The sequence below is a fragment of the Rhodovulum marinum genome, assembly GCF_004343075.1.
GTDB lineage: Bacteria > Pseudomonadota > Alphaproteobacteria > Rhodobacterales > Rhodobacteraceae > Rhodovulum > Rhodovulum marinum.
Genome location: NZ_SLXP01000002.1, coordinates 301,766 through 327,305, shown reverse-complemented (window position 1 = coordinate 327,305; position 25,540 = coordinate 301,766). Strand labels below are relative to the sequence as shown.

The following is a 25,540-nucleotide window of genomic DNA, read 5'->3' as shown; positions in this document are numbered from 1 at the left end:
AACCGCTGCCTTCTTCCTGGCTGAAATACCCATGGCGCGCCCGCGCAAGTTGCGGCGCGGTCACGGTTTCGCGCGCGCGTGCCCAATCGGCGAAATATTCCAGATTTCCTGTTGCACCGAATCGGCGCCGGCCCTATCTGCCCGCCCACGGACGCCAACGCACGCGCCTCTGTCCCCTTACGGGTTACGTAGCGACGGTAACGTCTCCCTTGGAACTGAGCGGTCATAGCTGGCCGGGTCTATTGGAGATGACCATGTACGCTACGCAAGCCGATTTCGTCGGCCGATCCCCCGTCGCTGCGCCCTCGCGCGCCGAATCCTTCATCCGCGGCGCCCAGTTCGACCGCCCGACGCTGGTGCTGGACGCCGAGGCCGTGGCGGACCGCTTTGCCGCGCTGCGCGCGGGTCTGGGCGATGCGGCGATCCACTATGCCGTGAAGGCCAACCCCGCACCCGCCATCGTCGAGCGGCTGGTCGCCCTCGGCTCGGGCTTCGACGCGGCCTCGCGCGCCGAGATCGAACTGTGCCTCGGGCTGGGCGCCCGGCCCGAAACCGTCTCCTTCGGCAACACCGTCAAGCGCGCCGCAGACATCGCGTTCGCGCATCGCGCGGGCATCACCCTGTTCGCCGCCGATGCCGAGGAAGAGCTGGACAAGATCGCCGAACACGCCCCCGGCGCCCAAGTCTATATCCGGGTGCTGGTCACCGCGAGCGCCGCCGACTGGCCGCTGTCGCGCAAGTTCGGCTGCGCCCCCGGCAAGGTCCAGCCGCTGCTGGAGCGGGCCCGCGCGGCCGGCCTGCGCCCGGTGGGCCTGTCCTTCCATGTCGGCAGCCAGACCCGGGTCGCGGCGATGTGGGGGCCGGTGCTGGACGAGGTGGCGGGCACCTGGCATGCCGCGCGCGCGGCGGGGTTCGACCTCGAGCTGTTGAACATCGGCGGCGGTTTCCCGGCCTTTTACGGCGAAGAGGTCGAGGCCCCCACGGCCTATGCCGCGGCGGTGCGCGCCCAGATCGCGGCCCGCTTCGGCGACGTGCCCCGCGTCATGGCCGAACCGGGCCGCGGCCTGGTGGCCGAGTGCGGCGCCATCGCCGCCGAGGTGATGCTGGTCTCGCGGAAATGCGACACCGATGCGTTCCGCTGGGTCTATCTCGATATCGGCAAGTTCTCGGGGCTGGCCGAAACCATGGACGAGGCGATCCGCTACCAGTTCGTGACCGACCGCGACCACGAGCCGATGGCCCCCTGCATCCTGGCGGGTCCCTCGTGTGACAGCGCCGATGTGCTGTACGAAAAGCGTCCCGTCCTGCTGCCGACGGGGCTGAAGGCCGGCGACCGGGTGATCATCCGCAATACCGGCGCCTATACCTCGAGCTATGCCTCGGTCGGCTTCAACGGCTTTCCGCCGCTGGACGTGGTGGTGATCTGAAAGCGGGGGGCGCTGCCCCCCGTCCTTCGGACTCCCCCCGGGATATTTCGGGCCAGAAGAAGGCAAATTTGTTCTTTTTCTTGGAAAAAATACTCTGGGGGTCTGGGGGCGGAGCCCCCAGCCGGTCGCCCCGGCGTCAGCCGGGGCGAAACCCGTGGCCCGTCCTTCGCCGGTCAGCGGGTCCGGGGCGTGCGCCGCGGCCGGTAACCTTTCCGTGCTGGCGCCAAGCGCGCTTTGGCGTTACACTTGACGTCAGACCCGGCAAACGGGCGGCACGAGAGGCAGTCGAGGCAGTACGCCCATGACGGAAATGGTCTATGGCACCGCGCCCATTCGCGCGGGCGAACCGGTCCTGCCACGCTGGTGGCGGACAGTCGACAAGTGGGCGATGTCCTGCATCCTGATGCTGTTCGGGGTGGGGTTGCTTCTGGGGCTTGCCGCCTCGCCGCCGCTGGCCGCGAAGAACGGGTTCGACGCCTTTCACTATGTGGAGCGCCAGGTGGTGTTCGGCGGCATGGCGCTGGCGGCGATGCTGGTGTTCTCGATGATGTCGCCGGACCTTGTGCGCCGGCTGGGGGTGATCGGTTTCCTGGCGGCCTTCGTCGCGCTGGTCTTGCTGCCGGTCTTCGGCACCGATTTCGGCAAGGGCGCGACGCGGTGGTATTCGCTGGGTTTCGCCAGCGTGCAGCCCTCGGAATTCCTGAAGCCCGGTTTCATCGTTCTGGCGGCCTGGATGATGTCGGCCGCGCAGGATCTGAACGGCCCGCCGGGGCGGGCCATGTCCCTGGGGCTTGCGCTGCTGGTGGCGACCTTCCTGGCGTTCCAGCCCGATTTCGGGCAGGCGGCGCTGATCCTCTTCGCCTGGGGCGTGATCTATTTCGTGGCCGGGGCGCCGTTCCTGTTGCTGGTGGGGCTGGCCGGCGCGGTGGTGGCCGCCGGAACGCTGGCCTATGAGCATTCCGAGCATTTCGCCCGCCGCATCGACGGGTTTCTCAACCCCGAGATCGACCCGCGCACGCAGCTGGGCTATGCCGTCAACGCGATCCAGGAGGGTGGGTTCTTCGGCGTGGGCGTGGGCGAGGGGCAGGTGAAATGGTCGCTGCCCGATGCCCATACCGATTTCATCATCGCCGTGGCGGCCGAGGAATACGGGCTGGTCCTGGTGGCCGCGATCATCCTGCTGTACGCCACCATCGTGATCCGGTCGCTGTTCCGCCTGATGCGCGAGCGCGACACCTTCATCCGGCTGGCGGGCACGGGGCTGGCCTGTACCTTTGCCGTGCAGGCGCTGATCAACATGGGGGTGGCGGTGAAACTGTTGCCGGCCAAGGGCATGACGCTGCCCTTCGTCAGCTATGGCGGCTCGTCGCTGATCGCGGGGGGCATCACCGTGGGCATGTTGCTGGCGCTGACGCGGACCCGGCCCCAGGGCGAGATCGGCGACATCCTGCGCCGCCGGGGGCGGGCATGAGCGCGCCCCTGTTGGTCATCGCGGCAGGCGGCACGGGCGGGCACATGTTCCCCGCCCAGGCGCTGGCCGAGGCGATGCTGGCGCGCGGCTGGCGGGTGAAGCTGTCGACGGATGCGCGCGGCGCGCGCTATGCGGGCGGCTTCCCGCGCGAGGTGGAAATCCTGCGCGTCGCCGCCGACAGCCTGGCGCGCGGCGGGTTGGCCGAACGCATCGCCGCCCCCTTCCGGCTGGGCGCGGGCGTGCTGGCGGCGCTGGTCAACATGCTGCGCGACCGGCCCAGCGTGGTGGCGGGGTTCGGCGGTTACCCGTCCTTCCCGGCGCTGTCGGCGGCCATCGCGCTGAAGCTGCCGCGGATGATCCACGAACAGAACGGGGTGCTGGGCCGGGTCAACCAGCTTTACGCGAAACGCGTGCACGCGGTGGCCTGCGGCACCTGGCCGACCGACCTGCCCGAGGGGGTCGAGGGCTGGCATTGCGGCAACCCGGTGCGCGCGGCGGTGATGGACCGCGCGGGCGCCCCCTATATCCCGCCGGGCGACTATCCCATGAGCATCGTCGCCATCGGCGGCAGCCAGGGCGCGCGCGCCCTGTCGGACAACGTGCCCGCCGCCGTCGCCGCGCTGCCCGCGCCCCTGCGCCGGCATGTTCGCGTCGCCCACCAGGCCCGCGAGGAGGACGTCGCCCGCGTGACCGCCGCCTATGATGCCGCGGGCGTCGAGGCCGAGGTCCGCCCCTTCTTCGACGACATCCCGAAGCGGCTGGCCGAGGCGCAGCTGGTGATTTCCCGCGCGGGGGCCTCGTCCATCGCCGATATCTCGGTGATCGGGCGGCCCGCGATCCTGATCCCCTATCCTTACGCGACCGGCGATCACCAGACCGCGAATGCCCGCGGCCTGGTCGAGGCTGGGGCCGCGATCCTGATCCCGGAATCGGCCCTTGACCCCGCCACGCTGTCAGAGCACATCGCCACGGTTCTGGAACAGCCCGACGGCGCGCTGCAGATGGCGCGCGCGGCGCTGTCTTGCGGGCGGCCCGACGCGACGGAACGCCTGGTGGAAATCGTCGAGGCATTGGGCGGGGAGGGATAAGGCATGAACCTGGCACGAGGGATCGAGTGGATGAACGCGGTTACCAAGCTTCCGACCGATGTGGGGCCGATCCATTTCGTGGGCATCGGCGGCATCGGCATGTCGGGCATCGCCGAGGTTCTGCTGAACCTGGGCTACCGGGTGCAGGGCTCGGACCTGAAGGCGACGAAGATCACCGACCGGCTGAAGGCCTTGGGCGCCACCATCTACGAGGGCCAGCGCGCCGAGAACCTTGAGCACGCGGAAGTCGTGGTGATTTCCTCGGCGATCAAGCCGGGCAACCCCGAGCTTGACGCCGCCCGCCTGCGCGGCCTGCCGGTGGTGCGCCGGGCCGAGATGCTGGCCGAACTGATGCGGCTGAAATCGAACATCGCGGTCGCGGGCACCCATGGCAAGACGACGACCACCACCATGGTCGCCACCATGCTGGACGCGGGCGGGATCGACCCGACCGTGATCAACGGCGGGATCATCCATGCCTATGGCTCGAACGCGCGGATGGGCGAGGGCGAGTGGATGGTGGTCGAGGCCGACGAAAGCGACGGCACCTTCAACCGCCTGCCCGCCACCATCGCCATCGTCACCAATATCGACCCCGAGCACATGGAACACTGGGGCGATTTCGAGAACCTGCGCCAGGGCTTCTACGATTTCGTGTCGAACATCCCGTTCTACGGGCTGGCCGTGTGCTGCACCGACCACCCCGAGGTGCAGGCGCTGGTGGGGCGCGTCACCGACCGCCGGGTCGTGACCTTCGGCTTCAACGCGCAGGCCGACGTGCGCGCGGTGAACCTGACCTACAAGGGGGGCGTGGCGCATTTCGACATCGCGCTGCAGGCCGAGGATATCCTGATCGAGGGCTGCACCCTGCCGATGCCGGGCGATCACAACGTCTCGAACGCGCTGGCCGCCGTCGCGGTGGCCCGCCACCTGGGCATGAAGGGCGACGAGATCCGCGCGGCGCTGGCGGGGTTCAAGGGCGTGAATCGCCGCTTTACCAAGGTGGGCGAGGTGGGCGGCGTCACCATCATCGACGATTACGGCCATCACCCGGTGGAAATCGCCGCCGTGCTGCGCGCCGCGCGCCAGGCCACGACGGGCCGGGTGATCGCCGTGCACCAGCCGCACCGCTATTCGCGGCTGCACACGCTGTTCGACGATTTCTGCACCTGTTTCAACGACGCCGACGTGGTCGGCATCGCCGAGGTCTATGCCGCGGGCGAAGACCCGATCCCGGGCGCGTCGCGTGACGACCTGGTGGCGGGCCTGATCCGCCACGGCCACCGCCACGCCACCGCGATCCGCAGCGAGGACGACCTGGAACGCCTGGTCCGCGCCGAGGCGCGCCCCGGCGACATGGTGGTCTGCCTGGGCGCCGGCACGATCAGCGCCTGGGCCAACGCCCTGCCGCAGCGGCTGGGGGGCTAGGGCGCCATGGCCGAGGTCCTGAAACGACGCATCGGACCCGGCCTGCTGACCGCCTACGGAATCGGCGTCATCGTCGGCGCCGGGATTTACGTGCTGGTGGGGGCGGTCGCGGGGGCGGCGGGCATCTGGGCGCCCCTGGCGTTCCTGTTGGCGGGGCTGGTGGCCGCGCCCTCGGCGCTGTCCTACGCGGAACTTTCCACCCGCATCCCCGAGGCCGCGGGCGAGGCCGCCTATGTCGAGCAGGGGCTGGGGCTGCACTGGCTGGCCGTGGGCGTGGGGCTGGCCATCGTCGTCGCGGGCACGGTGTCGGCGGCGGCGGTCCTGCGGGGCGGCACGGGCTACCTGGCCGCGGCGGGGAACCTGCCCTTCGTGCCGCTGCTGGTGGCGCTGGGCGCGGGGCTTGTCGCGGTCGCGGCGCTGGGCGTTCTGGAAAGCCTGGCGTTCGCCGCGGTTCTGACGGCGGTGGAGCTGCTGGGGCTTGGCCTCGTGGTTTACGCCGGCCTTCAGGCCGCGCCCACGCCCGACTGGACCCGGCCCGCGCCGGTCCCGCTGGCGGGGCTGGGGGTGGCCGCGGTTCTGGCCTTCTTTGCCTTCATCGGCTTCGAGGACATGGTGAACATGGCCGAAGAGGTGGCCGAGCCCGCCCGCACCCTGCCGCGCGCGATCCTGGTCGCGCTGGGGGTGACCACGCTGATCTATGCCGCGGTGTCCATCGTCACCGTGCGCGCCGTGCCGGTGGCCGATCTTGCCGCCAGCGACCGCCCGCTGGCCCTGGTCTGGGAACGCGGCACGGGCGGGTCGGCGGCGTTCCTGTCGCTGATCGCGGGGGCGGCGGCGCTGAACGGGGTGCTGGCGCAGGTGGTGATGGCTGCGCGCGTGCTGTTCGGGCTGGGCCGGCGCGCGCCGCGCCTTTCGGTCTTTCACCATGCCCACCCGCGCCTTGGCACGCCGGTTCTGGCCACGCTGGTGGTGGGCGCGGCGGTCATCGCGGGGGCGCTGGCGCTTCCGGTCGCCACGCTCGCGGGGGCGACCTCGGTGGTGCTGCTGATGGTGTTCGCGCTGGTCAACCTGTCGCTGATCGCGCTCAAGCGGCGCGCGCCCGACGCGCCGTTCCGGGTGCCGGCCTGGGTGCCCTGGGCGGGGCTGGTCACGTCGCTTGCCGCGCTGGCGCTGTCATTCGGAGGGCTTGCATGACGCTGTCCCTGGTTCTTGCCTGTGTCTGGGTCGTCATCGCCGCGGCGCTGGGCCTGTTGCCCGCGCGGTTCCACTGGCCCGCGGCCTATGGGCTGATCGCGGTGGGCATCCCGATCGTGGGCTATGTCACCTACCAGAACGGCCCGCTTCCGGGGCTGATCGCGCTGGGCGCCGGGGCCTCGGTGGTGCGCTGGCCGCTGGTCTATTTCGCCCGCTGGCTGGCCCGGCCCCTGCGCCGGCGTCAAGGCGGGGAATGACCGTCCTTCTGGCCTATGCGGGCTGGGCGGCGGCGCCGCTGGTGGCCTATGCGGCGCTGTCGCACGGGCTGCGCCGGGCGCCGCGCGGGTTCGCGGTGCTCTTCGCGCTCTACACCGCGCTCGCCTGGGTGACCTGGGCCGCGCTGGGCGCGCAGGCGGCCGCGACGGTCGCGCCTTCGGCCGTGATCGTTCCCTGGGCGGGCGTTGCGGTGCTGTCGCTGCTGCTCTATGCCCTCGGCGCATGGATCGGAGGCGGCGAATGACCCAGATGCCCGCACCCCGCGGCACCCTGACCCCGGACCGGCCGCTGGCCGACCTGACCTGGCTGCGCGTGGGCGGGCCGGCCGACTGGCTGTTCCAGCCCGCCGATGCCGCGGATCTGGCCGCCTTCCTTGCCGCGCTGCCGGCGGATGTGCCGGTCTTCCCGATGGGGGTGGGGTCCAACCTGATCGTGCGCGATGGCGGCATCCGCGGCGTGGTCATCCGGCTGGGGCGCGCCTTCAACGGGATCACCGTCGACGGCACCCGCGTGACCGCGGGCGCCGCCGCGCTGGATGCCCATGTCGCGCGCAAGGCGGCCGAGGCGGGCATCGACCTGACCTTCCTGCGCACCATCCCCGGCGCCGTGGGGGGCGCGGTGCGGATGAACGCGGGCTGCTACGGGCGTTACGTGGCCGATGTGTTCGTCTCGGCGCGGGCCGTGACGCGGGCGGGCCGGATCGTCACCCTGACCGCGGACGACCTGAATTTCCGCTATCGCCAGACCGACCTGCCCGACGGCTGTGTCCTGATCGAGGCCACGTTCGAGGGGCCGCCGGGCGACCCCGACACGCTGGCCGCCGCGATGGCCGACCAGTTGGCGAAACGCGACGCGACCCAGCCGACGAAGGACCGCACCGCCGGGTCCACCTTCCGCAACCCTGCGGGGTTCAGTTCGACCGGGCGCGCCGATGACACCCACGAGCTGAAGGCGTGGAAGGTGATCGACGAGGCGGGGATGCGCGGCGCGCGCATCGGTGGCGCGCAGATGTCGGAAAAGCACTCGAATTTCCTGACGAATACCGGCGGGGCGAGTGCCGCGGACCTTGAATCGCTGGGCGAGGAGGTCCGAAAAAGGGTTTTCCAAAACAGCGGAATACAGCTAGAGTGGGAAATCATGAGGGTCGGCGAACCGGCCCCGGACAAAAGCTGAACAGACAAGCTGAACCAAGGGGCCGTCAGACGCCCCGGACATGAGGCACAGGTGGCGGGCAAGTCGAGCAGGACAGCCCCCAGAGTGGCGGTATTGATGGGCGGACCCTCGGCCGAGCGCGAGGTGTCCCTGTCGTCGGGGCGCGAATGCGCCGCCGCGCTGCGTGGGGAAGGTTTCGACGTGGTCGAGATCGACGCGGGGCAGGATCTGCCCGCGCGGCTGGGCGACTGTGCCCCCGACGTGGTGTTCAACGCGCTGCATGGCCGCTGGGGCGAGGATGGCTGCGTGCAGGGCCTGCTGGAATGGCTGCGCATCCCCTACACCCATTCGGGCGTGCTGGCCTCGGCGCTGGCGATGGACAAGGAACGCTCCAAGGCCGCCTACCGCGCCGCCGGCCTGCCCGTGGTCGACAGCCTGCTGGCCCGCAAGGCCGAGGTGGCGGCGGGCCACGTCATGGCGCCCCCTTACGTGGTGAAACCCAATAACGAGGGCTCGTCGGTCGGCATCCATATCGTCCACGACGCCGCCAACGCGCCGCCCGAGATGGGCGAGGAGATGCCCGACCTGGTGATGGTCGAGGCCTATGCCCCGGGGCGCGAACTGACCACCACCGTGATGGGCGACCGGGCGCTGACCGTGACCGATATCCTGACCGACGGCTGGTACGACTACCACGCGAAATACGCCCAGGGCGGCTCGCGCCACGTGGTGCCCGCCGACCTGCCCGCCGAGGTGTTCGATGCCTGCCTTGACTACGCGCTGCGCGCGCACCGGGCGCTGGGCTGCCGGGGCCTGTCGCGCACCGATTTCCGCTGGGACGAGGCGCGCGGGCTGGACGGGCTGATCCTGTTGGAAACCAACACCCAGCCCGGCATGACGCCCACCTCTCTGTCGCCCGAACAGGCGGCCCATTGCGGCATCCCCTTCGGCGCGCTGTGCCGCTGGATCGTGGAGGACGCCTCATGTGCGCGCTGATCGTTCCGCCGCGCGACCCCGCGCCGTCGCGTTGGGCCTATCGGCTGGAACGGCTGTGGCTGACGCCGCTGTTCCGCAAGGCCGTCCTCAAGGGCCTGCCGCTGGCCGCGCTGATGGCGATCCCGGCCCTTTGGCTGGCCGATGACACCCGCCGCGCCGACCTGGCCGCCCAGATCGCCGACATCCGCCGCCAGGTCGAAACCCGCCCCGAATTCATGGTCAAGCTGATGGCCATCGAGGGCGCCTCGGCCGAGACCGACGCCGATATCCGCGAGGTTCTGCCGCTGGATTTCCCGCTGTCCTCCTTCGACCTGGACCTGCACGAGATGCGCAAGACGGTCGAGGGGCTGGACGCGGTGAAAACCGCGCAGATGCGCGTGCGCCCCGGCGGCATCCTGGAACTGACGGTCGAGGAACGCGTGCCCGCCGTGGTCTGGCGCGGCGAGGCGGGGCTGGAACTGCTGGATGAACAGGGCCACCGCGTCGCACCGATCGAGGCCCGCGCGCTGCGCCCCGACCTGCCGCTGATCGCGGGCGAGGGGGCGGACCTGGCCGTGGCCGAGGCGCTGCAGCTGATCGCGGCGGCCGCGCCGCTGGAACAGCGGCTGCGCGGGCTGGTGCGGATCGGCGCGCGGCGCTGGGACGTGGTGCTGGACCGCGACCAGCGCATCCTGTTGCCCGCGCAGAACGCGGTGACGGCACTGGAACGCGTGCTGGCGCTGGACGAGGTGTCCGACATGCTGGGGCGCGACATCGTGGTGGTCGACCTGCGCAACCCGGCCCGCCCCACGGTGCGGCTGTCCCCCGACGCGGTCGAGGAATTCCGGCGGATAAGAAGACTTCAGACAGGAGCGACGAACTGATGACCGATCTCTACCAGGCCCAGCGGGCGATGCGGCGGATGCGCAAGCAGGCGATGGACCGCGGCGTGATCGCGATCCTGGATGTCGGCAGTTCCAAGATTTCCTGCCTCGTGCTGCGTTTCGACGGCATCCGGCCCGCGGGGGGCGTGGAGCAGATCGGCTCGCTGGCCGGGCAGTCGCGGTTCCGGGTGATCGGCGCGGCGACCACGCGCTCGCGCGGGATCAGCTTCGGCGAGATCCACGGCATGCACGAGGCCGAGCGCGCGATCCGCACCGCCGTGCAGGCCGCCCAGAAGATGGCGCAGGTCCGCGTCGACCACGTGATCGCCTGTTTCGCCGGGGCGGGGCCGCGCTCCTACGGGCTGGAGGGGCAGGTGGAACTGTCGGACTCGATGGTCTCGGAATCCGATATCGCCCGCGTGCTGGCCGCCTGCGAGATGCCGCCGATCGGCCCGGGGCGCGAGGTGCTGCACGCCCAGCCGGTCAATTTCGCGCTCGACACCCGCTCGGGCCTGGTCGATCCGCGTGGCCAGATCGGGCATCGTCTGGCCTGTGACATGCACCTGCTGACGGTGGACGCGGGCGCGATCCAGAACCTTGTCCATTGCGTGAAACGCTGCGACCTGGAACTGGCGGGGCTGGCGTCTTCGGCCTATGCGTCGGGCATGTCGGCGCTGGTCGAGGACGAACAGGAGCTGGGCGCGGCCTGCATCGACATGGGCGGCGGGGCGACCGGAATTTCCATCTTCATCAAGAAACACATGATCTATGCCGACAACGTGCGGCTGGGCGGCGAACATGTGACCTCGGACATTTCCAAGGGGCTGCACGTGCCGATTTCCACCGCCGAGCGGATCAAGACCCTGCATGGCGGGGTGGTGGCCACCGGCATGGACGACCGCGAGATGATCGATCTGGGCGGCGACAGCGGCGATTACGAACGCGACACCCGCCGGATCAGCCGGACCGAACTGATCGGGATCATGCGCCCCCGGGTCGAGGAAATCCTGGTCGACGTCCGCGCCCGCCTGGACGCGGCCGGGTTCGAACACCTGCCCTCGCGCCAGATCGTGCTGACCGGCGCGGGCAGCCAGATCCCCGGGCTGGACGGGCTGGCCTCGCATATCCTGGGCCGCCAGGTGCGGCTGGGGCGCCCCCTGCGCATCCAGGGCCTGCCGCAATCGGCGACGGGGCCGGGCTTTGCCGCCTCGGTGGGGCTGTGCCTGTTCGCCGCGCATCCGCAGGACGAATGGTGGGATTTCGACATCCCCACCGAACGCTACCCCGCCCGGTCGCTGAAACGCGCGGTGCGCTGGTTCAAGGAGAACTGGTAACCTCAGCCTGGCGCTTCGGCATCCTTGTCGGGAACCGCGCGGGCGGGCAGGGCGGCGCGCGCGGCGCGGATGTCGCCCAGCTGTCCGTACATGTTGCTTCGGAAGGTGCGCGCCATCGTGCCCGCCTTGGGGCTGACCAGTTCGGCGATATTGCCGATCAGGTTGTCCAGCATGTCCAGGATGATCTCGATCGGTTCGGTCACGGGCGGCATCTTGACCCGGTCCAGCACCAGGTGGATCGCCTTCTTGATCGCCTCGATCACGCCCAGGACCGCGCCGATCACCGTGTCCGCGGCGGCGGTGCCGGCATCCTCCAGCATACCCAGCAGGTCGTCCAGCACGTCCATCAGCTCGTCTATGCCCGCCTCGGCGAAGGCGCCGACCGCGCCGGCCAGGTCGAACAGGCCGAACTGCTCGGCCAGCGCCATGATCTTGCGCCACAGCTTGTCCACAATCCGAGGCAGCCTGGTGGCGATGCGCCCGATCACCTCGGCCGGGCCGGGCTGGCCCTGCGCCTGCGCGGTGCGCGCCGCCTGCCGGCCCCAGCGTTCCAGCCCCGCGCCGAACCGCCGCCCCGTCACCGCCAGCGCCTTGAGATCCTCTTCGTTCGGCATCGCCCCGTCTCCCCGGTCCCGTTGTGCCGTGCCAGCCTACACCGGGACGCCGAATTCCCCAAATCGCCCGGCCCGGGCGCCGTTTTCCGCGTGACCGGGGCGGGCGGGTCTGCTATTCTGGGCGAAAGGGTGAAAACACCCGCCGAGGCATGAGCAGTGTGCCCCACATCGCCGGAACGACGCGCCCGCGGGCGTAGTCCGTGACGACCGCCCCGAGGGGTCCGCTTGCGCATCTAGACGGCGGCGCAGGACAGCCCCCCAGATGTGGTCGGATCGGCGAAATCCCGCGGACGTGCGCCGTCAACAGTGCAGATTTTGTGTGAAAACCACGTTTTTTTCGTGACCTCGCCCATGTGCTTGCGTAGGATGACGCAAGATCTTGGGGAAACGGCCGGGCAGGCCACCAGAAACGACAACAGGCGGACAGACATGACCTTGAACCTTTCGATGCCCGAACAGGACGAGCTGAAGCCGCGGATCACGGTCTTCGGCGTTGGCGGCGCTGGCGGCAACGCCGTGAACAACATGATCGAGAAGCGCCTGGAAGGCGTCGAATTCGTGGTGGCGAACACCGACGCGCAGGCGCTGAAACAGTCGAACGCGCCCGCCCGCATCCAGATGGGCGTCAGGGCGACCGAGGGGCTGGGCGCGGGCGCCCGCCCGCAGGTCGGCGCGGCGGCCGCCGAGGAATCGATCGAGCAGATCGTCGACCACCTGGCCGGCGCGCATATGTGCTTCATCACCGCGGGCATGGGCGGCGGCACCGGCACCGGCGGCGCCCCGATCATCGCCCAGGCCGCGCGTGAACTCGGCGTGCTGACCGTCGGCGTCGTGACCAAGCCGTTCCAGTTCGAGGGCGCCAAGCGCATGCGCCAGGCCGAGGAAGGCGTCGAGGCCCTGCAAAAGGTCGTCGATACCCTCATCATCATCCCCAACCAGAACCTGTTCCGCCTGGCCAACGAAAAGACCACCTTCACCGAGGCGTTCTCGATGGCCGACGACGTGCTGTACCAGGGCGTCAAGGGCGTGACCGACCTGATGGTGCGGCCCGGTCTCATCAACCTCGACTTCGCCGACGTGCGCGCGGTGATGGACGAGATGGGCAAGGCGATGATGGGCACGGGCGAGGCCTCGGGCGAGGATCGCGCGGTGCAGGCCGCCGAAAAGGCCATCGCCAACCCGCTGCTGGACGAGGTCAGCCTGAACGGCGCCCGCGGCGTGCTGATCAACATCACCGGCGGTTACGATCTGACGCTGTTCGAACTGGACGAGGCCGCGAACCGCATCCGCGACGTGGTCGATGCCGATGCCAACATCATCGTCGGCTCGACGCTGGACCCCGACATGGAAGGAACGATGCGCGTCTCCGTCGTGGCCACCGGCATCGACGTGGGCGTGGCGCAGAAACCCGACACCCCCGTCCAGCGCCGCCCGATGAGCGAACCGCTGCCGCGCCAGGCGACCGCAGCGCCCGAACGCGCCGAGCCGCGGCCCCAGCCGCAGGCCCAGCCCGCCGTCGCCCGTCAGGCCGACCCGGTCGAGGCCGAGGAACCCTCGCTGTTCGAAGGGTTCGACCCGGCCACCGCCGCCGCGGCCGCCGCCGCCCCGGTCGAGGCCGTCACCAACGACGTGCCGCCCCCGGCCTACCAGCCCGAGGACGAGTACGAGCCCGAACCCGAGGTCGAACAGGCCGCCTTCGTGGCGCCGCGCCCGCGCGCGCCCGGAACGCCCACCCCCGAGGCGCTGGAACGGCTGCGCGCCGCGGTCAGCAAATCGCCGCGCCAGGCCGCCGGCACGGAACGGCCGCAGGCCGCCGCCCCCGGCCAGCCGCTGGGCGACGAGGCCCGCCACGGCCGGTTCGGCATCGGCACGCTGATCAACCGCATGTCGGGCCATGGTGAAACGCCCGAGCGCGGCGCCCACACCATGCGCCAGCAGCCGCCGGTCTATGGCCGCGGCCAGGCCGTGCATCGCGACGAGGAAGAACTCGACCCCGAGCAGGAGCGGATCGAAATCCCCGCCTTCCTGCGGCGCCAGGCGAACTGATCGCCCCACAGCAGGGCAAACGCGATCGGGGGCCGGGTTTTCCGGCCCCTTTTTCATGCCGCCCGCCCCGCCTGCGGTGGTAACGGTCCTCACGCGGGGCGCGCGCGGCGTTACAGAACCGTAACACGCCCGTCGGTCCGTATCGCGCCCGCGCGAAACGCGCCTTGAAAAAACGTTTTCAATCAACAGGATGCAGCCCGCCGCCGGCATGGGCGAATCATGGCCTGCGATGTTTCATCCGGTTGCAAAGTTTGAATTGTTTCCAAAACGCCGCAGGCTTAAGTCATCCTTGCCGGACCGTGCGAAGTCCGGATCAAACGAGCAGGTGACCCGTGCAGACGACGTTGAAATCCGCGATTTCCTTTTCCGGCACCGGCCTTCACAGCGGCCGCCCGGTGCGCATGACCGTGCACCCGGCCTCGGCCGAGTACGGGATCTGGTTCCGCCGCACCGATATCGACGGGCCCGACGCGCTGATCCCGGCGCGCTGGGACGCGGTCGTGCCGTCGCGCCTGTGCACCAAGCTGGCCAATGGCCGGGCCGAGGTGGCCACCGTCGAACACCTGATGGCCGCGCTGGCCGGGTGCGGCATCCACAACGCCCTGATCGAGATCGACGGCCCCGAAGTGCCGGTGATGGACGGGTCGGCCCAGCCCTTCGTGCGGGGTTTCCTGTCGCGCGGCCTGCGCCGTCTTGCCGCGCCGGTGCGCGCGCTGCGCATTCTCGAACCGGTCGAGGTGGCCGAGGGCGATGCCCGCGCCAGCCTGGCGCCCGCCGACACCATGGAAATCGACTTCGAGATCGACTTTGCCGACACCGCCATCGGCCATCAGGCCAAGCGGCTGAACATGGCCAACGGCGCCTTCGTGCGCGAACTCTGCGACAGCCGCACCTTCTGCCGCAGTGCCGACGTGGACACGATGCGCGCCAACGGCCTGGCGCTGGGCGGCACGCTGGCGAACGCCGTCGTGGTCGAGGGCGACCGGGTGCTCAGCCCCGGCGGCCTGCGCCATTCCGACGAGGCGGTGCGCCACAAGATGCTGGATGCGCTGGGCGACCTGGCGCTGGCCGGGGCGCCGATTCTGGGCCGCTATCGCGGCGAACGGGCCGGGCACGCGCTGACCAACCGCCTGCTGCGGGCGCTGTTCGCACGGCCCGGCGCGTTCCGGCTGGAAACCTGCGGGGACGACCAGGCCGCCTTGCTGCCCGGCATCGGGGTCGAGGTCGCCGACCTGCGGGCCGTCGCCTGAGGGCCGCCGCTTTTGCGGCCCAAAGGCGTTTTGCCTCCCGATTATCTGTGCTAGGACAGCCGCATAATCGCGCGCGCAGGGCGCGCAAGGGCCGGTGGTCTGGTGATCTGAGGACGGGGTAGCGGGCAGATGGCGAAGCGCAGCATACGCATCCGGGCGGTGGGGGCGGTGGCCGCCTTGGCTCTCTTGGCGTCCTGCGGCGCCATCGGATCCCGGCGCGAACCGCCGCTGGACAGCTTCACCGCCGAACAGATCTACCAGAAGGCCGAATTCGAGCTGGAAACCAACCGCGACGGCGAAGAGGCCGCGCGCCTCTTCGGCGAGGTCGAGCGGCTGTATCCCTATTCCGAATGGGCCAAGCGCGCGCTGATCATGCAGGCCTATGCCTATCACAGCGAACGCGACTACGAGAATTCCCGCGTCGCCGCCCAGCGGTACATCGACTTCTACCCCGCCGACGAGGACGCGGCCTATGCGCAATACCTGCTGGCGCTGTCTTACTATGACCAGATCGACCTGGTGGGCCGCGACCAGGGCCTGACCTTCCAGGCGCTTCAGGCGCTGCGCACCGTGATCGAGCGTTATCCTGACAGCGAATATGCCCGCTCCGCGATTCTGAAATTCGACCTCGCCTTCGACCATCTCGCCGCGAAAGAGATGGAGGTCGGGCGTTATTACCTGAAACGCGGCCATTACACCGCGTCGATCAACCGGTTCCGCACCGTGGTCGAGGATTTCCAGACCACGACCCACACGCCCGAGGCGCTGTATCGCCTGATCGAGGCCTACCTGGCCCTCGGTCTGGATGGCGAGGCGCAAACCGCCGGTGCGATCCTCGGCTACAACTTCCAGGGCACCTCGTGGTACCAGGACGGGTTCAACCTGCTTCAGGGCCAGGGCCTTGCGCCCGAACCGCGCAGCACCGGATGGCTTGCCAAGGTCTACCGCCAGATGATCAAGGGCGAGTGGCTCTGATCTGACCGGCGAAAGGGTGGGGCGATGCTGCGCAGTCTCGACATCCGGGACATGCTGATCATCGACCGGCTGGAACTGACGTTCCGGCCGGGCCTGAACGCGTTGACTGGAGAAACCGGCGCGGGCAAGTCGATCCTGCTGGATTCGCTGGGCTTCGTGCTGGGCTGGCGCGGGCGGGCCGAACTGGTGCGCGCGGGTGCCACCCAGGGCGAGGTGGTCGCCGTGTTCGACCTGCCTGCGGACCATCCCGCCCGCGCCGTCCTGGACGAGGCCGGCCTGCAAGCGGGCGACGAACTGATCCTGCGCCGCGTCAACACCGCCGAGGGGCGCAAGACCGCCTGGGTCAACGACCGCCGCGTCTCGGGCGAGGTGCTGCGCGCGCTGTCCGATTGCCTGGTGGAACTGCACGGCCAGCAGGACGACCGCGGCCTTCTGAACCCGCGCGGCCACCGCGCACTTCTGGATGACTTCGGCGGGCTGGCCCCGCAGCTGGCCGCGCTGCGCACCGCCTGGACCGCGCGCGCCCGCGCCGCCAAGGCCCTGGCCGAGGCCGAGGATCGCCTCGCCGCCCTGAAATCCGAAGAGGAGTTCCTGCGCCACGCCGTCGCCGAGTTGGACGCGCTCGACCCCCAGCCCGGCGAAGAGGCCGAGCTGGACACGAAACGCCGGAGGATGCAGGCCGCCGAACGCATCCGCGAGGATATCGCCCGGGCGCATGCCGCGCTCGGCCCCGGCGAGGGGGCCGAGGGGCGCATGGGCGACGCGCTGCGCTGGCTTGACGGGGCCGCCGACGGCGCCGATGGCCGGCTGGACGCGCCGATCGCCGCGCTGAACCGCGCGCTGGTCGAACTGGGCGAGGCGGTCCAGGGCGTCGAGGACTGCATCGAGGCGCTCGATTTCGACCCCGCCGCGCTCGAGGCCGCCGAGGAACGCCTGTTCGCGATCCGCGCGCTGGCGCGCAAGCACGGCGTGCTGCCCGACGACCTGGGCGGGTTTGCCGATGACCTGCGGGCGCGGCTCTCCGCGCTGGATGCGGGCGCCCACGACCTGGCCGACCTGCGCGCCGCGCTTGCCAGGGCAGAGGCCGCCTATGACACCCAGGCCGCGGCGCTGACCGCCGCCCGCCACGCCGCCGCGGAACGGCTGGATGCCGCGATGGCCGGCGAACTGGCCCCCCTGAAACTCGACCGCGCCGCCTTCGCCACCGGCATCACCCCGGCCGAGCCCGGCCCCGAGGGGCGCGACGCCGTGGCCTTCACCGTGGCCACCAATCCCGGCGCCCCCGCGGGCCCCTTGAACAAGATCGCCTCGGGGGGCGAACTCTCGCGCTTCCTGCTCGCGCTCAAGGTCTGCCTCGCCCGCGGCGCCAGCCCGCTGACGCTGATCTTCGACGAGATCGACCGCGGCGTGGGCGGTGCCACCGCCGACGCGGTGGGCCGCCGCCTCGCCGATCTCAGCCACAGCGCCCAGGTCCTCGTCGTCACCCACTCGCCCCAGGTCGCGGCCCGCGCCGCGCATCACTGGCGCGTGGAAAAACGCGTCGCGGACGGCGCGACGCTCTCCTCGGTCACGCCGCTCGACGACGGCGCCCGCGTGGATGAAATCGCCCGCATGCTCTCGGGCGACACCATCACCGACGAGGCGCGCGCCGCCGCCCGCGCGCTTCTGGCGGGCTAGGGGCCATGGCCCGCGCGCTTGCCGCCGGGCTGGCCTATGTCGCGCTGGTCTTCGCCGCGGGCTTCGCGCTCGGCACGCTGCGCACCCTGCTGGTCGCGCCGCGCGTCGGCGAAACCATCGCCGTGATCCTCGAACTCCCGGTCATGCTGGCGCTGTGCTGGCTGGCCGCGGGCGCGGTCATCGCCCGGCTCGCCCTCGCGCCCACATTGCCGGCGCGGCTGACCATGGGCGGCGTCGCCTTCGCGCTCCTGATGGGCGCCGAACTCGGCGTGTCCATCCTCGCCTTCGGCCGCGACCTCTCGGGCCACCTCGCCCATTACGCCACGGGGCCCGGGGCCCTCGGCCTCGCGGGCCAGCTGGTCTTCGCCGCGATCCCCGCGCTCCGCCGCTGACCGCCGCCTTCTTCTTGGCCGAAATACTCCCGCCGGAGGCGCGCGGCCGCCCCGGCGGCCGCGCCCGGCCCAACGCCGGACCAGCGGGGCAAAGCCCCGCGCAGGCCGGCGGCGGGAGCGCCCCGCCCTCAGCCCTGGCGCACCAGCTTGCCGGGATTCATCAAATCCTGCGGGTCCAGCGCGCGCTTGATCTCGCCCATCACGTCCCAGGCGTCGCCATGCTCGCGCGCCATGTAGCCCAGCTTGCCCATGCCGATCCCGTGCTCGCCCGTCACAGTGCCGCCCAGCCGCAGCGCGCGGTCCACCATCCGGTGCGACAGGCGCTTGGCCTCGGCCAGGTCCATCGGGTTCTGCGGATCGACCAGCAGGATCGCGTGGAAATTGCCGTCGCCGACATGGCCCAGGATCGGCCCCGGGATGGTCGCCGCGGCGATATCGGCGCGGGTTTCCTCCACCGCCTCGGCCAGCTTCGAGATCGGCACGCACATGTCGGTCACCAGCGCGGTCGCGCCCTTCCGCGCGGCCAGGCAGGCGTAATAGGCGTTGTGCCGCATCGTCCACAGCGCCGTGCGCTCCTCGGCGCGCGCCGACCATTCGAACCGCCCGCCGCCATTGTCCGCCACGATCTCGCCAAAGGTTTCGGCCTGCTCGGCCACCCCGGTGGGCGAGCCGTGGAATTCCACCATCAGGTGCGGCTTTTCGGGAAAGGACGCGCCGGAATAGGCGTTCACCGCCGCCGCCGTCGCGGCATCCACGAACTCGATCCGCGCCATCGGAATCCCCAGCTGGATCGTCTGGATCACCGTCTCGACCGCCGGGCCGATCGCATCGAAGGCGCAGACGCCGGCCGAAATCGCCTCCGGCTGCCCCTGCAGCTTCAGCGTCAGTTCCGTGATCAGCCCCAGCGTCCCCTCGGCGCCCACGAACAGCCCCGTCAGATCGTAGCCGGCGGCCGATTTGCGCGCCCGCGTCCCGGTGCGGATCACCCGCCCGTCGGCCAGCACCACCTCCAGCCCCAGCACGTTGTCGCGCATCGTGCCGTAACGCACCGCCGTCGTGCCGCTGGCGCGCGTCGAGGCCATCCCCCCCAGCGACGCGTTCGCGCCCGGATCGACCGGAAAGAACAGCCCCGTCGCGCGCAGCTCCCGGTTCAGCGCCTCGCGCGTCACCCCGGGCTGCACCACCACGTCCATGTCCTCGGGGTGGACCGCCAGCACCCGGTTCATCCGGGCGAAATCCACGCAGACCCCGCCCCGCACGGCCAGCGCATGCCCCTCCAGCGACGTGCCCGCCCCCCAGCCCACCACCGGACAGCCATGCGCGGCACAGACCCGAACGATCCCGGCCACCTCCTCGGTGGTCTCGGGATAGGCCACCGCGTCGGGCGGGGCCGGCGGGAAATAGGTCTCGCTGCGCCCGTGCAGGTCCAGATCGGACTTGGACCGGCTCAGCCGATCGCCTAGGATTTTTTCCAGCGCGGTCAGGACTTCGGCGGGGACGGGCATCCATGACCTCCTTGCTGTGCGGACTTGCTTTCGGGGCGCCGGCGCGCACCCTAGGCGAGACGGGCCGCGCGCGAAAGTGCAACGGGTGCCGCGCGGCGGAAAGAGGCGGAAAAGCGTGATCTTCCACGCAAAAACCAGGAAAATCGCAACCCTGGACCGAATTGATCCGCGCCTGCGCAACGCGTGGTTGGTGCTGCGGTCCCGCGGGCCCAGCCAGGTCCAGTTCTGGTTCATCGCGCTGGTCATCGGCATCGCCGCCGGATTCGCCGCGCTGGGCTTTCGCCTCGCCATCGACATGCTGCAACGCACGGTCTACGGCGTCGACGATCCGCACCGGCTGCATTCCTATGCCGAAACGCTGCACTGGGGCTGGGTGCTGGCGATCCCGGCCATCGGCGGGCTGGTGGTCGGGCTGATCCTGCACCGCTTCACCGAGGACGGGCGCGCGCGCTCGGTCGCCGACGTGATCGAGGGCGCCGCGATCAAGGACGGCCGGGTCGAACACAAGGCGGGCCTCGCCTCGGCGCTGGCCTCGCTGATCACGCTGTCCACCGGCGGCTCCACCGGCCGCGAGGGGCCGGTGGTGCACATGGCGGCGGTGATCTCGTCCTGGGTGTCGGACCGGATCCGTGCCAACGGCATCACCGGGCGCGACCTGTTGGGCTGCGCGGTGGCCGCCGCCGTCTCGGCCTCGTTCAACGCGCCCATCGCGGGCGCGCTTTTCGCGCTTGAGGTGGTGCTGCGGCATTTCGCGGTCCACGCTTTCGCGCCGATCACCATCGCCGCCGTCTCGGGCACGGTCATCAACCGGCTGGAATTCGGCGGCGTGACCGAGTTCACCCCGCCCCAGCATGGCGATCTGCAATTCTATTTCGAACTGCCGGCCTTCCTGTTGCTGGGGCTTGTCTGCGGGCTGGTCGCGGTGGTGTTGATGCGCTCGATCTTCTGGGCCGAGGATCTCGCGAACCGGGTCCAGCGGCGCACCCGCATGCCGCGCTGGCTGCGCCCTGCGGTGGCGGGGCTGGGGCTGGGGGCGATGGCGATCTATTTCCCGCATATCATCGGGGTGGGCTATGAAACCACCTCGGCCGCGCTGACCGGGCAGCTGTTCTTTCACGAGGCGGTGGTGTTCTGCATCCTCAAATGCATCGCCGTCGCGTTGACCATGGCGGGGCGGATGGGGGGCGGCATGTTCTCGCCCTCGCTGATGATCGGGGCGCTGACCGGGTTCGCCTTCGGGGTCGTGGCGACCTCGCTGTTTCCCTATATCTCGGGCAACGACACGCTTTACGCGCTGGCGGGGATGGGGGCGGTGGCGGCCGCCGTGCTGGGCGCGCCGATCTCGACCACGATGATCGTGTTCGAACTGACCGGCGACTGGCAGGCGGGGCTGGCGGTGATGGTGGCGGTGTCGCTGTCGACGGCGCTGGCCAGCCGCCTGGTGGACCGGTCGTTCTTCCTGACGCAGCTGGAACGGCGCGGCATCCACATCGCGGCGGGGCCGCAGGCCTACCTGTTGTCGATCTTTTCCGTGGGCGCGCTGATGCGGCCCAAGGACAGCCCGAACGCCGCCTCGCCCGAGGCCTGCGCCGAGCTGATCTCGCAGGGGGTCACGCTGTCGCCCAACGCCACCCTGCACGAGGCGCTGCCCCAGTTCGAAAAATGGGGCTATGGCTTCATCCCCGTGGTGGTGCCGGGCGGCGAGGGCAACGAACCCGACCTGGTGGGCGCGCTGTTCCATGTCGACGCGCTGCGCGCCTATACCCGCGCGCTGGCCACCACCGCCGAGGAAGAACATTCCTGACCGGACCGCCGCGCCCGCCGGGGCCGGCTGTCCTTTCCCGGCAACACGAACGCGCCGATCCGCGCCGGAGGGGCGGTGCGGCTCGCCATCGGGCATTCGACCGGCTATTCTGACATTAGCGTGGGGCGGGTGCCCCGTGCGATGGAGATTTCATGCGAGAGTCCCGGGCATAAGCCCGTTCCCGTTCGGACATTTCGGGAACGCCAGGAACGACAAGGCCACTCATGCGCGACGCTGAGTGATCCCTTTTCCGTACTCCGATAAAATCGAGACACTCCGTTGAATATCTCAAGGCACGAACAGCGTGTTTTGCATGAACTCGCCCTTGGTGGGGCCATCCACCATGACCGGTGCGAGAACGGCAAGATACGCGCCATCACCTGTTTCACCCGCGAGGGGCACGTCCTCGCCGACTGTACCCTGAACGTGTTCCTGCGCCTGAGAAAACGGCGCTTCATCCGCTCGCGCAACGGGCAGCCCTATCGCGCCTCGCGGCAGGGCATCCAGGCCGTGCGCGCGCAACTGAACCAACGATGACAGACCGAAAGGACCGGATCATGGAGTTCACCACACGCTATACCGACCGAACCGACCTAATCATCGGCCTGTTCAGGGCAACGTTCACCGATTCCGAGGGCGCGGCAGAAGGGGACGTGATCGCCCGGCTCGTCGCCGACATGTTCGCGACGGTCGATGCCGCCGATATCTTCGTCGTCGCGGCCCTGGAGGACGGTTCGATTGTCGCCACGGCGATTTTCACGCGCCTGAGCTACCCGGAGGATGCGCGCACCGTGTTCATCCTGTCCCCCATGGCCGTCGCCACCGGCCGGCAGGGTCAGGGGCTTGGGCAGAACCTGCTGAACCACGGGCTGAACGCGTTGCGGGGCCACGGTGTGGATGTCGTTCTGACCTATGGCGATATCAATTTCTATTCCCGGGTCGGACTCGCCCCGATCACCGAGCGGATCGCCAAGGCCCCCCTTCCGCTGCAATATCCCGAGGGCTGGCTGGGGCAATCCCTGACCGGCGCCCCCCTCGATCCGCTGAGGGGGCCGTCGCATTGCGTTTCGGCCCTCGACAACCCGGCTTACTGGTAGGCTTTGGGGACATTCGGGCGAAACGCCCGGATGTCCCGTCCGTCCGCCGCCAGGCCGCGCCGGGTGCCATCTGGGGCCCCGGCCTTTGGTCCCACGCTCAAAGCTGTTCGACCGTCACCTTGTCGGCATGAAACGCCAGGTGCCCGGCGATCTTTTCCATCCCCTCGGCCGGGCTTTCATAGGACCAGGCCGCGTCGGGGATGTCATAGCTCTTGGCGTGCAGGGTGTAATAGCTTGCCTCGCCCTTGTGCGGGCAGGTGGTGCGGCTGTCCGAGCGTTCCAGGAACGCCATCGCCACGTCCGCGCGCGGGAAATAGATCACCGGCGCCAGGTCGCCCTCGACCAGTTCCAGCGCGTTCCGGCTTTCGGCGATCACCGCGCCGCCGGCCCGGACCACCCAGGCGCCCTCTGCCTTGTGAATTCCGATCTGGTCGGCCATCGCGTCTCTCCCCTCGTCTGTAACCCCGGCGCTTGCCGCGCCGCCGTCCACAGACATGATCCCGCCCGGAATGTCCAGATGGCCGGGCGGTCAGATCGGTGCCGTCGCCGCCGCCAGCCAGGCGCGCGCGGGCGCCGAAACCAGCGGCGCCACCCGCTGGGCCACCTCGGCGTGATAGCCGTTCAGCCAGGCCCGTTCGTCGGCGGCCAGCAGGTCCGCGTCGACCAGGCGGCGGTCGATCGGCACCCAGGTCAGCGTCTCGAAGCCCAGCATCTCGCGGTCGTCCGCGCCGTCCAGCGGCGGGGCAGGGCAGACCGCCACCAGGTTCTCGATGCGGATGCCGAATTCCCCCTCGCGGTAATAGCCCGGTTCGTTCGACAGGATCATGCCCGGTTCCAGCGGCACGGTGGACAGCCGCGAAATGCGCTGCGGGCCTTCGTGAACGCACAGATAGGCGCCCACCCCGTGCCCGGTGCCGTGGTCGTAATCCTGCCCCGCCAGCCACAGGGGATAGCGCGCCAGCGCATCCAGGTCGCGCCCCGCCACCCCCTTGGGAAAGCGCGCGCGGGACATCGCGATCATGCCCTTCAGCACCCGGGTGAACGGGCCGCGGGCCGCCCCGGGCACATCGCCCACCGCCACGGTGCGGGTGATGTCGGTGGTCCCGTCCAGGTATTGCCCGCCCGAGTCGATCAACAGCAATTCGCCCGGCCGCACCGCCCGGTTCGTGCCCTCCGTCACCCGGTAATGCACGATGGCCCCGTGCGGACCCGCACCCGCGATGGTGTCGAAGCTGATATCGCGCAGGGCCCCCGTCGCCCGCCGGAACCCCTCCAGCCGCTTGACCACGTCGATCTCGGTCAGCTGGCCGGTGGGCGCCTCGGCGTCCAGCCAGGCCAGGAATTCCACCATCGCGCCCGCATCCCTCAGATGCGCGGCCCGCGACCCCGCCAGTTCGGCCCCGGTCTTGCGCGCCTTGGGCAGCAGGCAGGGATCGTCGCCGCGCGCCACCTCGATGCCTGCCTCTTCCAGCTGGCGCAGCACCCAAAGCGGCGCGCTGGACGGGTCGATCCGCACCGGCCCCACCAGGCTGCGCAGCCCGGCGGCAAAGGCGCTGTCGGGGCGCAGGGTGACCGCGTCGCCCAGATGCGCGCGCAACGCGTCCGTCACCTTGGCCGGATCGGCGAACAGGGTCACGTGCCCGTCGTCATGGATCACCGCAAAGGCGTGCGGCACTGGGTTGCGGGGGATATCCGTCCCGCGCACGTTCAACAGCCAAGCGATGGAATCGGGCAGGGTCAGAACGGCGGCGGTCTGCCCGGCCTGTTTCAGCGCCCCGGCGATCCGCGCGCGTTTCTCGGCATGGGAGGCGCCCGCCAGGTCCTCGGGATAGGGCGCGATGGCGCCCTTGGGGGGCGCGGGCTGGTCGGCCCAGATGCGGTCCACGGGGTTGTCCACCTCGCGCAGGGTGACCCCGCTGCCCTCCAGCGCGCGGGCCAGCTTTTCCACCTGCTCGGGCGTGTGCAGCCACGGGTCCAGCCCCACCGCACCGCCCCCCGGCAGCGCCTGTTTCAGCCAGTCGGCCAGCGCCACCTCGGGCCAGTTCACCGGCGTGAACGCGTCGGGGTCGACCTGCGCCCGGACCTGCACCCGATAGCGCCCGTCGACGAAAACGCCCGCCCGGTCGGCCAGCACGCAGGCGAACCCGGCCGAGCCCGTGAACCCCGTCAGCCAGGCCAGCCTGTCGTCATGGGGCGCGACGTATTCGCCCTGGTGCGCGTCCGCCCGCGGCACCAGGACCCCCGCCAGCCCCGCCTTCGCCATCTCGGCGCGCAGGCGGGCCAGGCGCGGCGGGCCGTCCTCGGGGCGGGTGGGGCTGTCAAAGCTTTGAAACATGGGACCCTTGCGTGCAAACGCGCCCGGCCGGGCGCCGTCGCCGCAAAGGTATCAGCCCCGCCGCCCACGGCAAGCCGGATCGGGTCAGCCGCCGAACAGCCCGCCGAAGACATCGCCGAAGGTGTCGCGCAGCGCGTAGACCACCGACGCGATCAGGAACGCGCCGACGGCCATCATCACCGCCCAGGTGAACAGCTGGAACCCCACCGCAAGCCCGCCCAGCGCGATGCCGGACGCGGCGGCCCGCTTTTGCTCGTGGCGCAGGACCGAGGCCACGCCCAGCACGATGGCCAGCCCCGCAAGGACCCCGACAGCGATCCGAAGATAGTCGTCGATATCGCGCACGGGCGCCACCGGGTCGGGCTGGGGCTGTCCGGCGACGGACCGGGCCGCCGATTTCGCGATATCCGCGGCAAGCTCGCCCAGCGTGACCCCGACGGTTTGCTTCGGCGCGAAAGGGCCGGCCCAGAACACCACGATGGTCAGGATCAGCGCCGCCGCGCCGGTGGCGAAGCCCAGCCATCCCAGAACGGCCCTGGGCGCAGGTGCAGTATCGGACATGCGTGACCCTTTCCTTGCGTCACGCCCCCGATTACAGGGTGAATCTGGCACGATT

General features: G+C 70.3%; 24 protein-coding genes. 19 read left to right on the top strand and 5 right to left on the bottom strand.

The window, feature by feature from the left end:
* Positions 1–254 precede the first annotated feature (254 nt).
* From EV662_RS04720 to ftsA, 11 genes are all read left to right on the top strand, one after another.
* Positions 255–1,427 (top strand): type III PLP-dependent enzyme, encoded by a 1,173-nt coding sequence (locus tag EV662_RS04720; RefSeq protein ID WP_207903589.1) that lies wholly within the window; start codon positions 255–257, stop codon positions 1,425–1,427.
* 301 nt (positions 1,428–1,728) lie between these two features.
* Positions 1,729–2,898 carry a putative lipid II flippase FtsW gene (ftsW, locus tag EV662_RS04715; protein ID WP_132460982.1) on the top strand — a complete coding sequence of 390 codons (1,170 nt, stop codon included), beginning with the start codon at positions 1,729–1,731 and terminating at the stop codon, positions 2,896–2,898.
* The gene (locus EV662_RS04710) at positions 2,895–3,986 is read left to right on the top strand and encodes a UDP-N-acetylglucosamine--N-acetylmuramyl-(pentapeptide) pyrophosphoryl-undecaprenol N-acetylglucosamine transferase (RefSeq protein ID WP_132460981.1); all 1,092 of its coding nucleotides are present in this window, start codon (positions 2,895–2,897) and stop codon (positions 3,984–3,986) included. Before ftsW ends, EV662_RS04710 begins: the two co-directional genes overlap by 4 nt.
* A gap of 30 nt (positions 3,987–4,016) precedes the next feature.
* Positions 4,017–5,414, top strand: a complete 1,398-nt coding sequence (gene murC, locus EV662_RS04705; RefSeq protein ID WP_132461241.1) for a UDP-N-acetylmuramate--L-alanine ligase — start codon at positions 4,017–4,019, stop codon at positions 5,412–5,414.
* 6 nt (positions 5,415–5,420) lie between these two features.
* Positions 5,421–6,608: an APC family permease gene (locus EV662_RS04700; protein ID WP_132460980.1), complete on the top strand. Its 1,188-nt coding sequence runs from the start codon at positions 5,421–5,423 to the stop codon at positions 6,606–6,608.
* Positions 6,605–6,865, top strand: a complete 261-nt coding sequence (locus tag EV662_RS04695; RefSeq protein ID WP_132460979.1) for a DUF2484 family protein — start codon at positions 6,605–6,607, stop codon at positions 6,863–6,865. Before EV662_RS04700 ends, EV662_RS04695 begins: the two co-directional genes overlap by 4 nt.
* Positions 6,862–7,128 carry a hypothetical protein gene (locus tag EV662_RS04690; protein WP_132460978.1) on the top strand — a complete coding sequence of 89 codons (267 nt, stop codon included), beginning with the start codon at positions 6,862–6,864 and terminating at the stop codon, positions 7,126–7,128. Before EV662_RS04695 ends, EV662_RS04690 begins: the two co-directional genes overlap by 4 nt.
* Positions 7,125–8,057: a UDP-N-acetylmuramate dehydrogenase gene (gene murB, locus EV662_RS04685; RefSeq protein ID WP_132460977.1), complete on the top strand. Its 933-nt coding sequence runs from the start codon at positions 7,125–7,127 to the stop codon at positions 8,055–8,057. Before EV662_RS04690 ends, murB begins: the two co-directional genes overlap by 4 nt.
* A gap of 96 nt (positions 8,058–8,153) precedes the next feature.
* The gene (locus EV662_RS04680; RefSeq protein WP_243695768.1) at positions 8,154–9,032 is read left to right on the top strand and encodes a D-alanine--D-alanine ligase; all 879 of its coding nucleotides are present in this window, start codon (positions 8,154–8,156) and stop codon (positions 9,030–9,032) included.
* On the top strand, positions 9,020–9,895 hold the full coding sequence (locus EV662_RS04675; protein ID WP_132460975.1) for a cell division protein FtsQ/DivIB: 876 nt from the start codon (positions 9,020–9,022) through the stop codon (positions 9,893–9,895). Before EV662_RS04680 ends, EV662_RS04675 begins: the two co-directional genes overlap by 13 nt.
* Positions 9,895–11,229 (top strand): cell division protein FtsA, encoded by a 1,335-nt coding sequence (ftsA, locus tag EV662_RS04670; protein WP_132460974.1) that lies wholly within the window; start codon positions 9,895–9,897, stop codon positions 11,227–11,229. Before EV662_RS04675 ends, ftsA begins: the two co-directional genes overlap by 1 nt.
* A 2-nt stretch (positions 11,230–11,231) precedes the next feature.
* Here the strand turns inward: ftsA and EV662_RS04665 are convergent, their stop codons facing one another.
* Positions 11,232–11,843 carry a hypothetical protein gene (locus tag EV662_RS04665; RefSeq protein ID WP_132460973.1) on the bottom strand — a complete coding sequence of 204 codons (612 nt, stop codon included), beginning with the start codon at positions 11,841–11,843 and terminating at the stop codon, positions 11,232–11,234.
* Positions 11,844–12,272: 429 nt separating this feature from the next.
* Between EV662_RS04665 and ftsZ the strand changes: the two genes are divergently transcribed.
* The 5 genes from ftsZ (at position 12,273) to EV662_RS04640 (ending at position 18,183) form a co-directional block, all read left to right on the top strand.
* A complete protein-coding gene (ftsZ, locus tag EV662_RS04660; protein ID WP_132460972.1) occupies positions 12,273–13,889 on the top strand; it encodes a cell division protein FtsZ in 1,617 nt (538 codons plus the stop codon).
* Positions 13,890–14,221: 332 nt separating this feature from the next.
* On the top strand, positions 14,222–15,139 hold the full coding sequence (gene lpxC, locus EV662_RS04655; RefSeq protein WP_132460971.1) for a UDP-3-O-acyl-N-acetylglucosamine deacetylase: 918 nt from the start codon (positions 14,222–14,224) through the stop codon (positions 15,137–15,139).
* A 129-nt stretch (positions 15,140–15,268) separates the two neighbouring features.
* The gene (locus tag EV662_RS04650) at positions 15,269–16,114 is read left to right on the top strand and encodes an outer membrane protein assembly factor BamD (RefSeq protein ID WP_132460970.1); all 846 of its coding nucleotides are present in this window, start codon (positions 15,269–15,271) and stop codon (positions 16,112–16,114) included.
* 24 nt (positions 16,115–16,138) lie between these two features.
* Entirely contained in the window at positions 16,139–17,791 is a 1,653-nt protein-coding gene (gene recN, locus EV662_RS04645; RefSeq protein WP_132460969.1) for a DNA repair protein RecN, read from the top strand.
* A 5-nt stretch (positions 17,792–17,796) separates the two neighbouring features.
* Positions 17,797–18,183, top strand: coding sequence for a hypothetical protein (locus EV662_RS04640; protein WP_132460968.1), 387 nt, complete (start codon positions 17,797–17,799; stop codon positions 18,181–18,183).
* Positions 18,184–18,311: 128 nt separating this feature from the next.
* Here the strand turns inward: EV662_RS04640 and EV662_RS04635 are convergent, their stop codons facing one another.
* Entirely contained in the window at positions 18,312–19,688 is a 1,377-nt protein-coding gene (locus EV662_RS04635) for an FAD-binding oxidoreductase (protein WP_132460967.1), read from the bottom strand.
* Between the two features lie 193 nt (positions 19,689–19,881).
* Between EV662_RS04635 and EV662_RS04630 the strand changes: the two genes are divergently transcribed.
* From EV662_RS04630 to EV662_RS04620, 3 genes are all read left to right on the top strand, one after another.
* On the top strand, positions 19,882–21,492 hold the full coding sequence (locus EV662_RS04630) for a chloride channel protein (protein ID WP_132461240.1): 1,611 nt from the start codon (positions 19,882–19,884) through the stop codon (positions 21,490–21,492).
* 309 nt (positions 21,493–21,801) lie between these two features.
* On the top strand, positions 21,802–22,029 hold the full coding sequence (locus EV662_RS04625; RefSeq protein WP_425056990.1) for a YjhX family toxin: 228 nt from the start codon (positions 21,802–21,804) through the stop codon (positions 22,027–22,029).
* Entirely contained in the window at positions 22,026–22,589 is a 564-nt protein-coding gene (locus tag EV662_RS04620) for a GNAT family N-acetyltransferase (protein WP_243695767.1), read from the top strand. The genes EV662_RS04625 and EV662_RS04620 overlap by 4 nt, the downstream gene beginning before the upstream one ends.
* 97 nt (positions 22,590–22,686) lie before the next feature.
* On the opposite strand, the gene EV662_RS04615 is transcribed toward EV662_RS04620, so the two are convergent.
* From EV662_RS04615 to EV662_RS04605, 3 genes are all read right to left on the bottom strand, one after another.
* A complete protein-coding gene (locus EV662_RS04615; protein ID WP_132460965.1) occupies positions 22,687–23,028 on the bottom strand; it encodes a DUF427 domain-containing protein in 342 nt (113 codons plus the stop codon).
* Between the two features lie 90 nt (positions 23,029–23,118).
* Complete coding sequence (locus EV662_RS04610; RefSeq protein WP_132460964.1) at positions 23,119–24,924, bottom strand: aminopeptidase P family protein; 1,806 nt, start codon at positions 24,922–24,924, stop codon at positions 23,119–23,121.
* Between the two features lie 84 nt (positions 24,925–25,008).
* Positions 25,009–25,485, bottom strand: a complete 477-nt coding sequence (locus EV662_RS04605; RefSeq protein ID WP_132460963.1) for a hypothetical protein — start codon at positions 25,483–25,485, stop codon at positions 25,009–25,011.
* Positions 25,486–25,540: the final 55 nt, after the last annotated feature.

Coding starts and splice junctions, on each gene's coding strand:
- EV662_RS04720 (WP_207903589.1), top strand. CDS start 255: ATGTACGCTACGCAAGCCGATTTCGTCGGCCGATCCCCCGTCGCTGCG.
- ftsW (WP_132460982.1), top strand. CDS start 1,729: ATGACGGAAATGGTCTATGGCACCGCGCCCATTCGCGCGGGCGAACCG.
- EV662_RS04710 (WP_132460981.1), top strand. CDS start 2,895: ATGAGCGCGCCCCTGTTGGTCATCGCGGCAGGCGGCACGGGCGGGCAC.
- murC (WP_132461241.1), top strand. CDS start 4,017: ATGAACGCGGTTACCAAGCTTCCGACCGATGTGGGGCCGATCCATTTC.
- EV662_RS04700 (WP_132460980.1), top strand. CDS start 5,421: ATGGCCGAGGTCCTGAAACGACGCATCGGACCCGGCCTGCTGACCGCC.
- EV662_RS04695 (WP_132460979.1), top strand. CDS start 6,605: ATGACGCTGTCCCTGGTTCTTGCCTGTGTCTGGGTCGTCATCGCCGCG.
- EV662_RS04690 (WP_132460978.1), top strand. CDS start 6,862: ATGACCGTCCTTCTGGCCTATGCGGGCTGGGCGGCGGCGCCGCTGGTG.
- murB (WP_132460977.1), top strand. CDS start 7,125: ATGACCCAGATGCCCGCACCCCGCGGCACCCTGACCCCGGACCGGCCG.
- EV662_RS04680 (WP_243695768.1), top strand. CDS start 8,154: ATGGGCGGACCCTCGGCCGAGCGCGAGGTGTCCCTGTCGTCGGGGCGC.
- EV662_RS04675 (WP_132460975.1), top strand. CDS start 9,020: ATGTGCGCGCTGATCGTTCCGCCGCGCGACCCCGCGCCGTCGCGTTGG.
- ftsA (WP_132460974.1), top strand. CDS start 9,895: ATGACCGATCTCTACCAGGCCCAGCGGGCGATGCGGCGGATGCGCAAG.
- EV662_RS04665 (WP_132460973.1), bottom strand. CDS start 11,843: ATGCCGAACGAAGAGGATCTCAAGGCGCTGGCGGTGACGGGGCGGCGG.
- ftsZ (WP_132460972.1), top strand. CDS start 12,273: ATGACCTTGAACCTTTCGATGCCCGAACAGGACGAGCTGAAGCCGCGG.
- EV662_RS04650 (WP_132460970.1), top strand. CDS start 15,269: ATGGCGAAGCGCAGCATACGCATCCGGGCGGTGGGGGCGGTGGCCGCC.
- recN (WP_132460969.1), top strand. CDS start 16,139: ATGCTGCGCAGTCTCGACATCCGGGACATGCTGATCATCGACCGGCTG.
- EV662_RS04640 (WP_132460968.1), top strand. CDS start 17,797: ATGGCCCGCGCGCTTGCCGCCGGGCTGGCCTATGTCGCGCTGGTCTTC.
- EV662_RS04635 (WP_132460967.1), bottom strand. CDS start 19,688: ATGCCCGTCCCCGCCGAAGTCCTGACCGCGCTGGAAAAAATCCTAGGC.
- EV662_RS04620 (WP_243695767.1), top strand. CDS start 22,026: ATGACAGACCGAAAGGACCGGATCATGGAGTTCACCACACGCTATACC.
- EV662_RS04615 (WP_132460965.1), bottom strand. CDS start 23,028: ATGGCCGACCAGATCGGAATTCACAAGGCAGAGGGCGCCTGGGTGGTC.
- EV662_RS04610 (WP_132460964.1), bottom strand. CDS start 24,924: ATGTTTCAAAGCTTTGACAGCCCCACCCGCCCCGAGGACGGCCCGCCG.
- EV662_RS04605 (WP_132460963.1), bottom strand. CDS start 25,485: ATGTCCGATACTGCACCTGCGCCCAGGGCCGTTCTGGGATGGCTGGGC.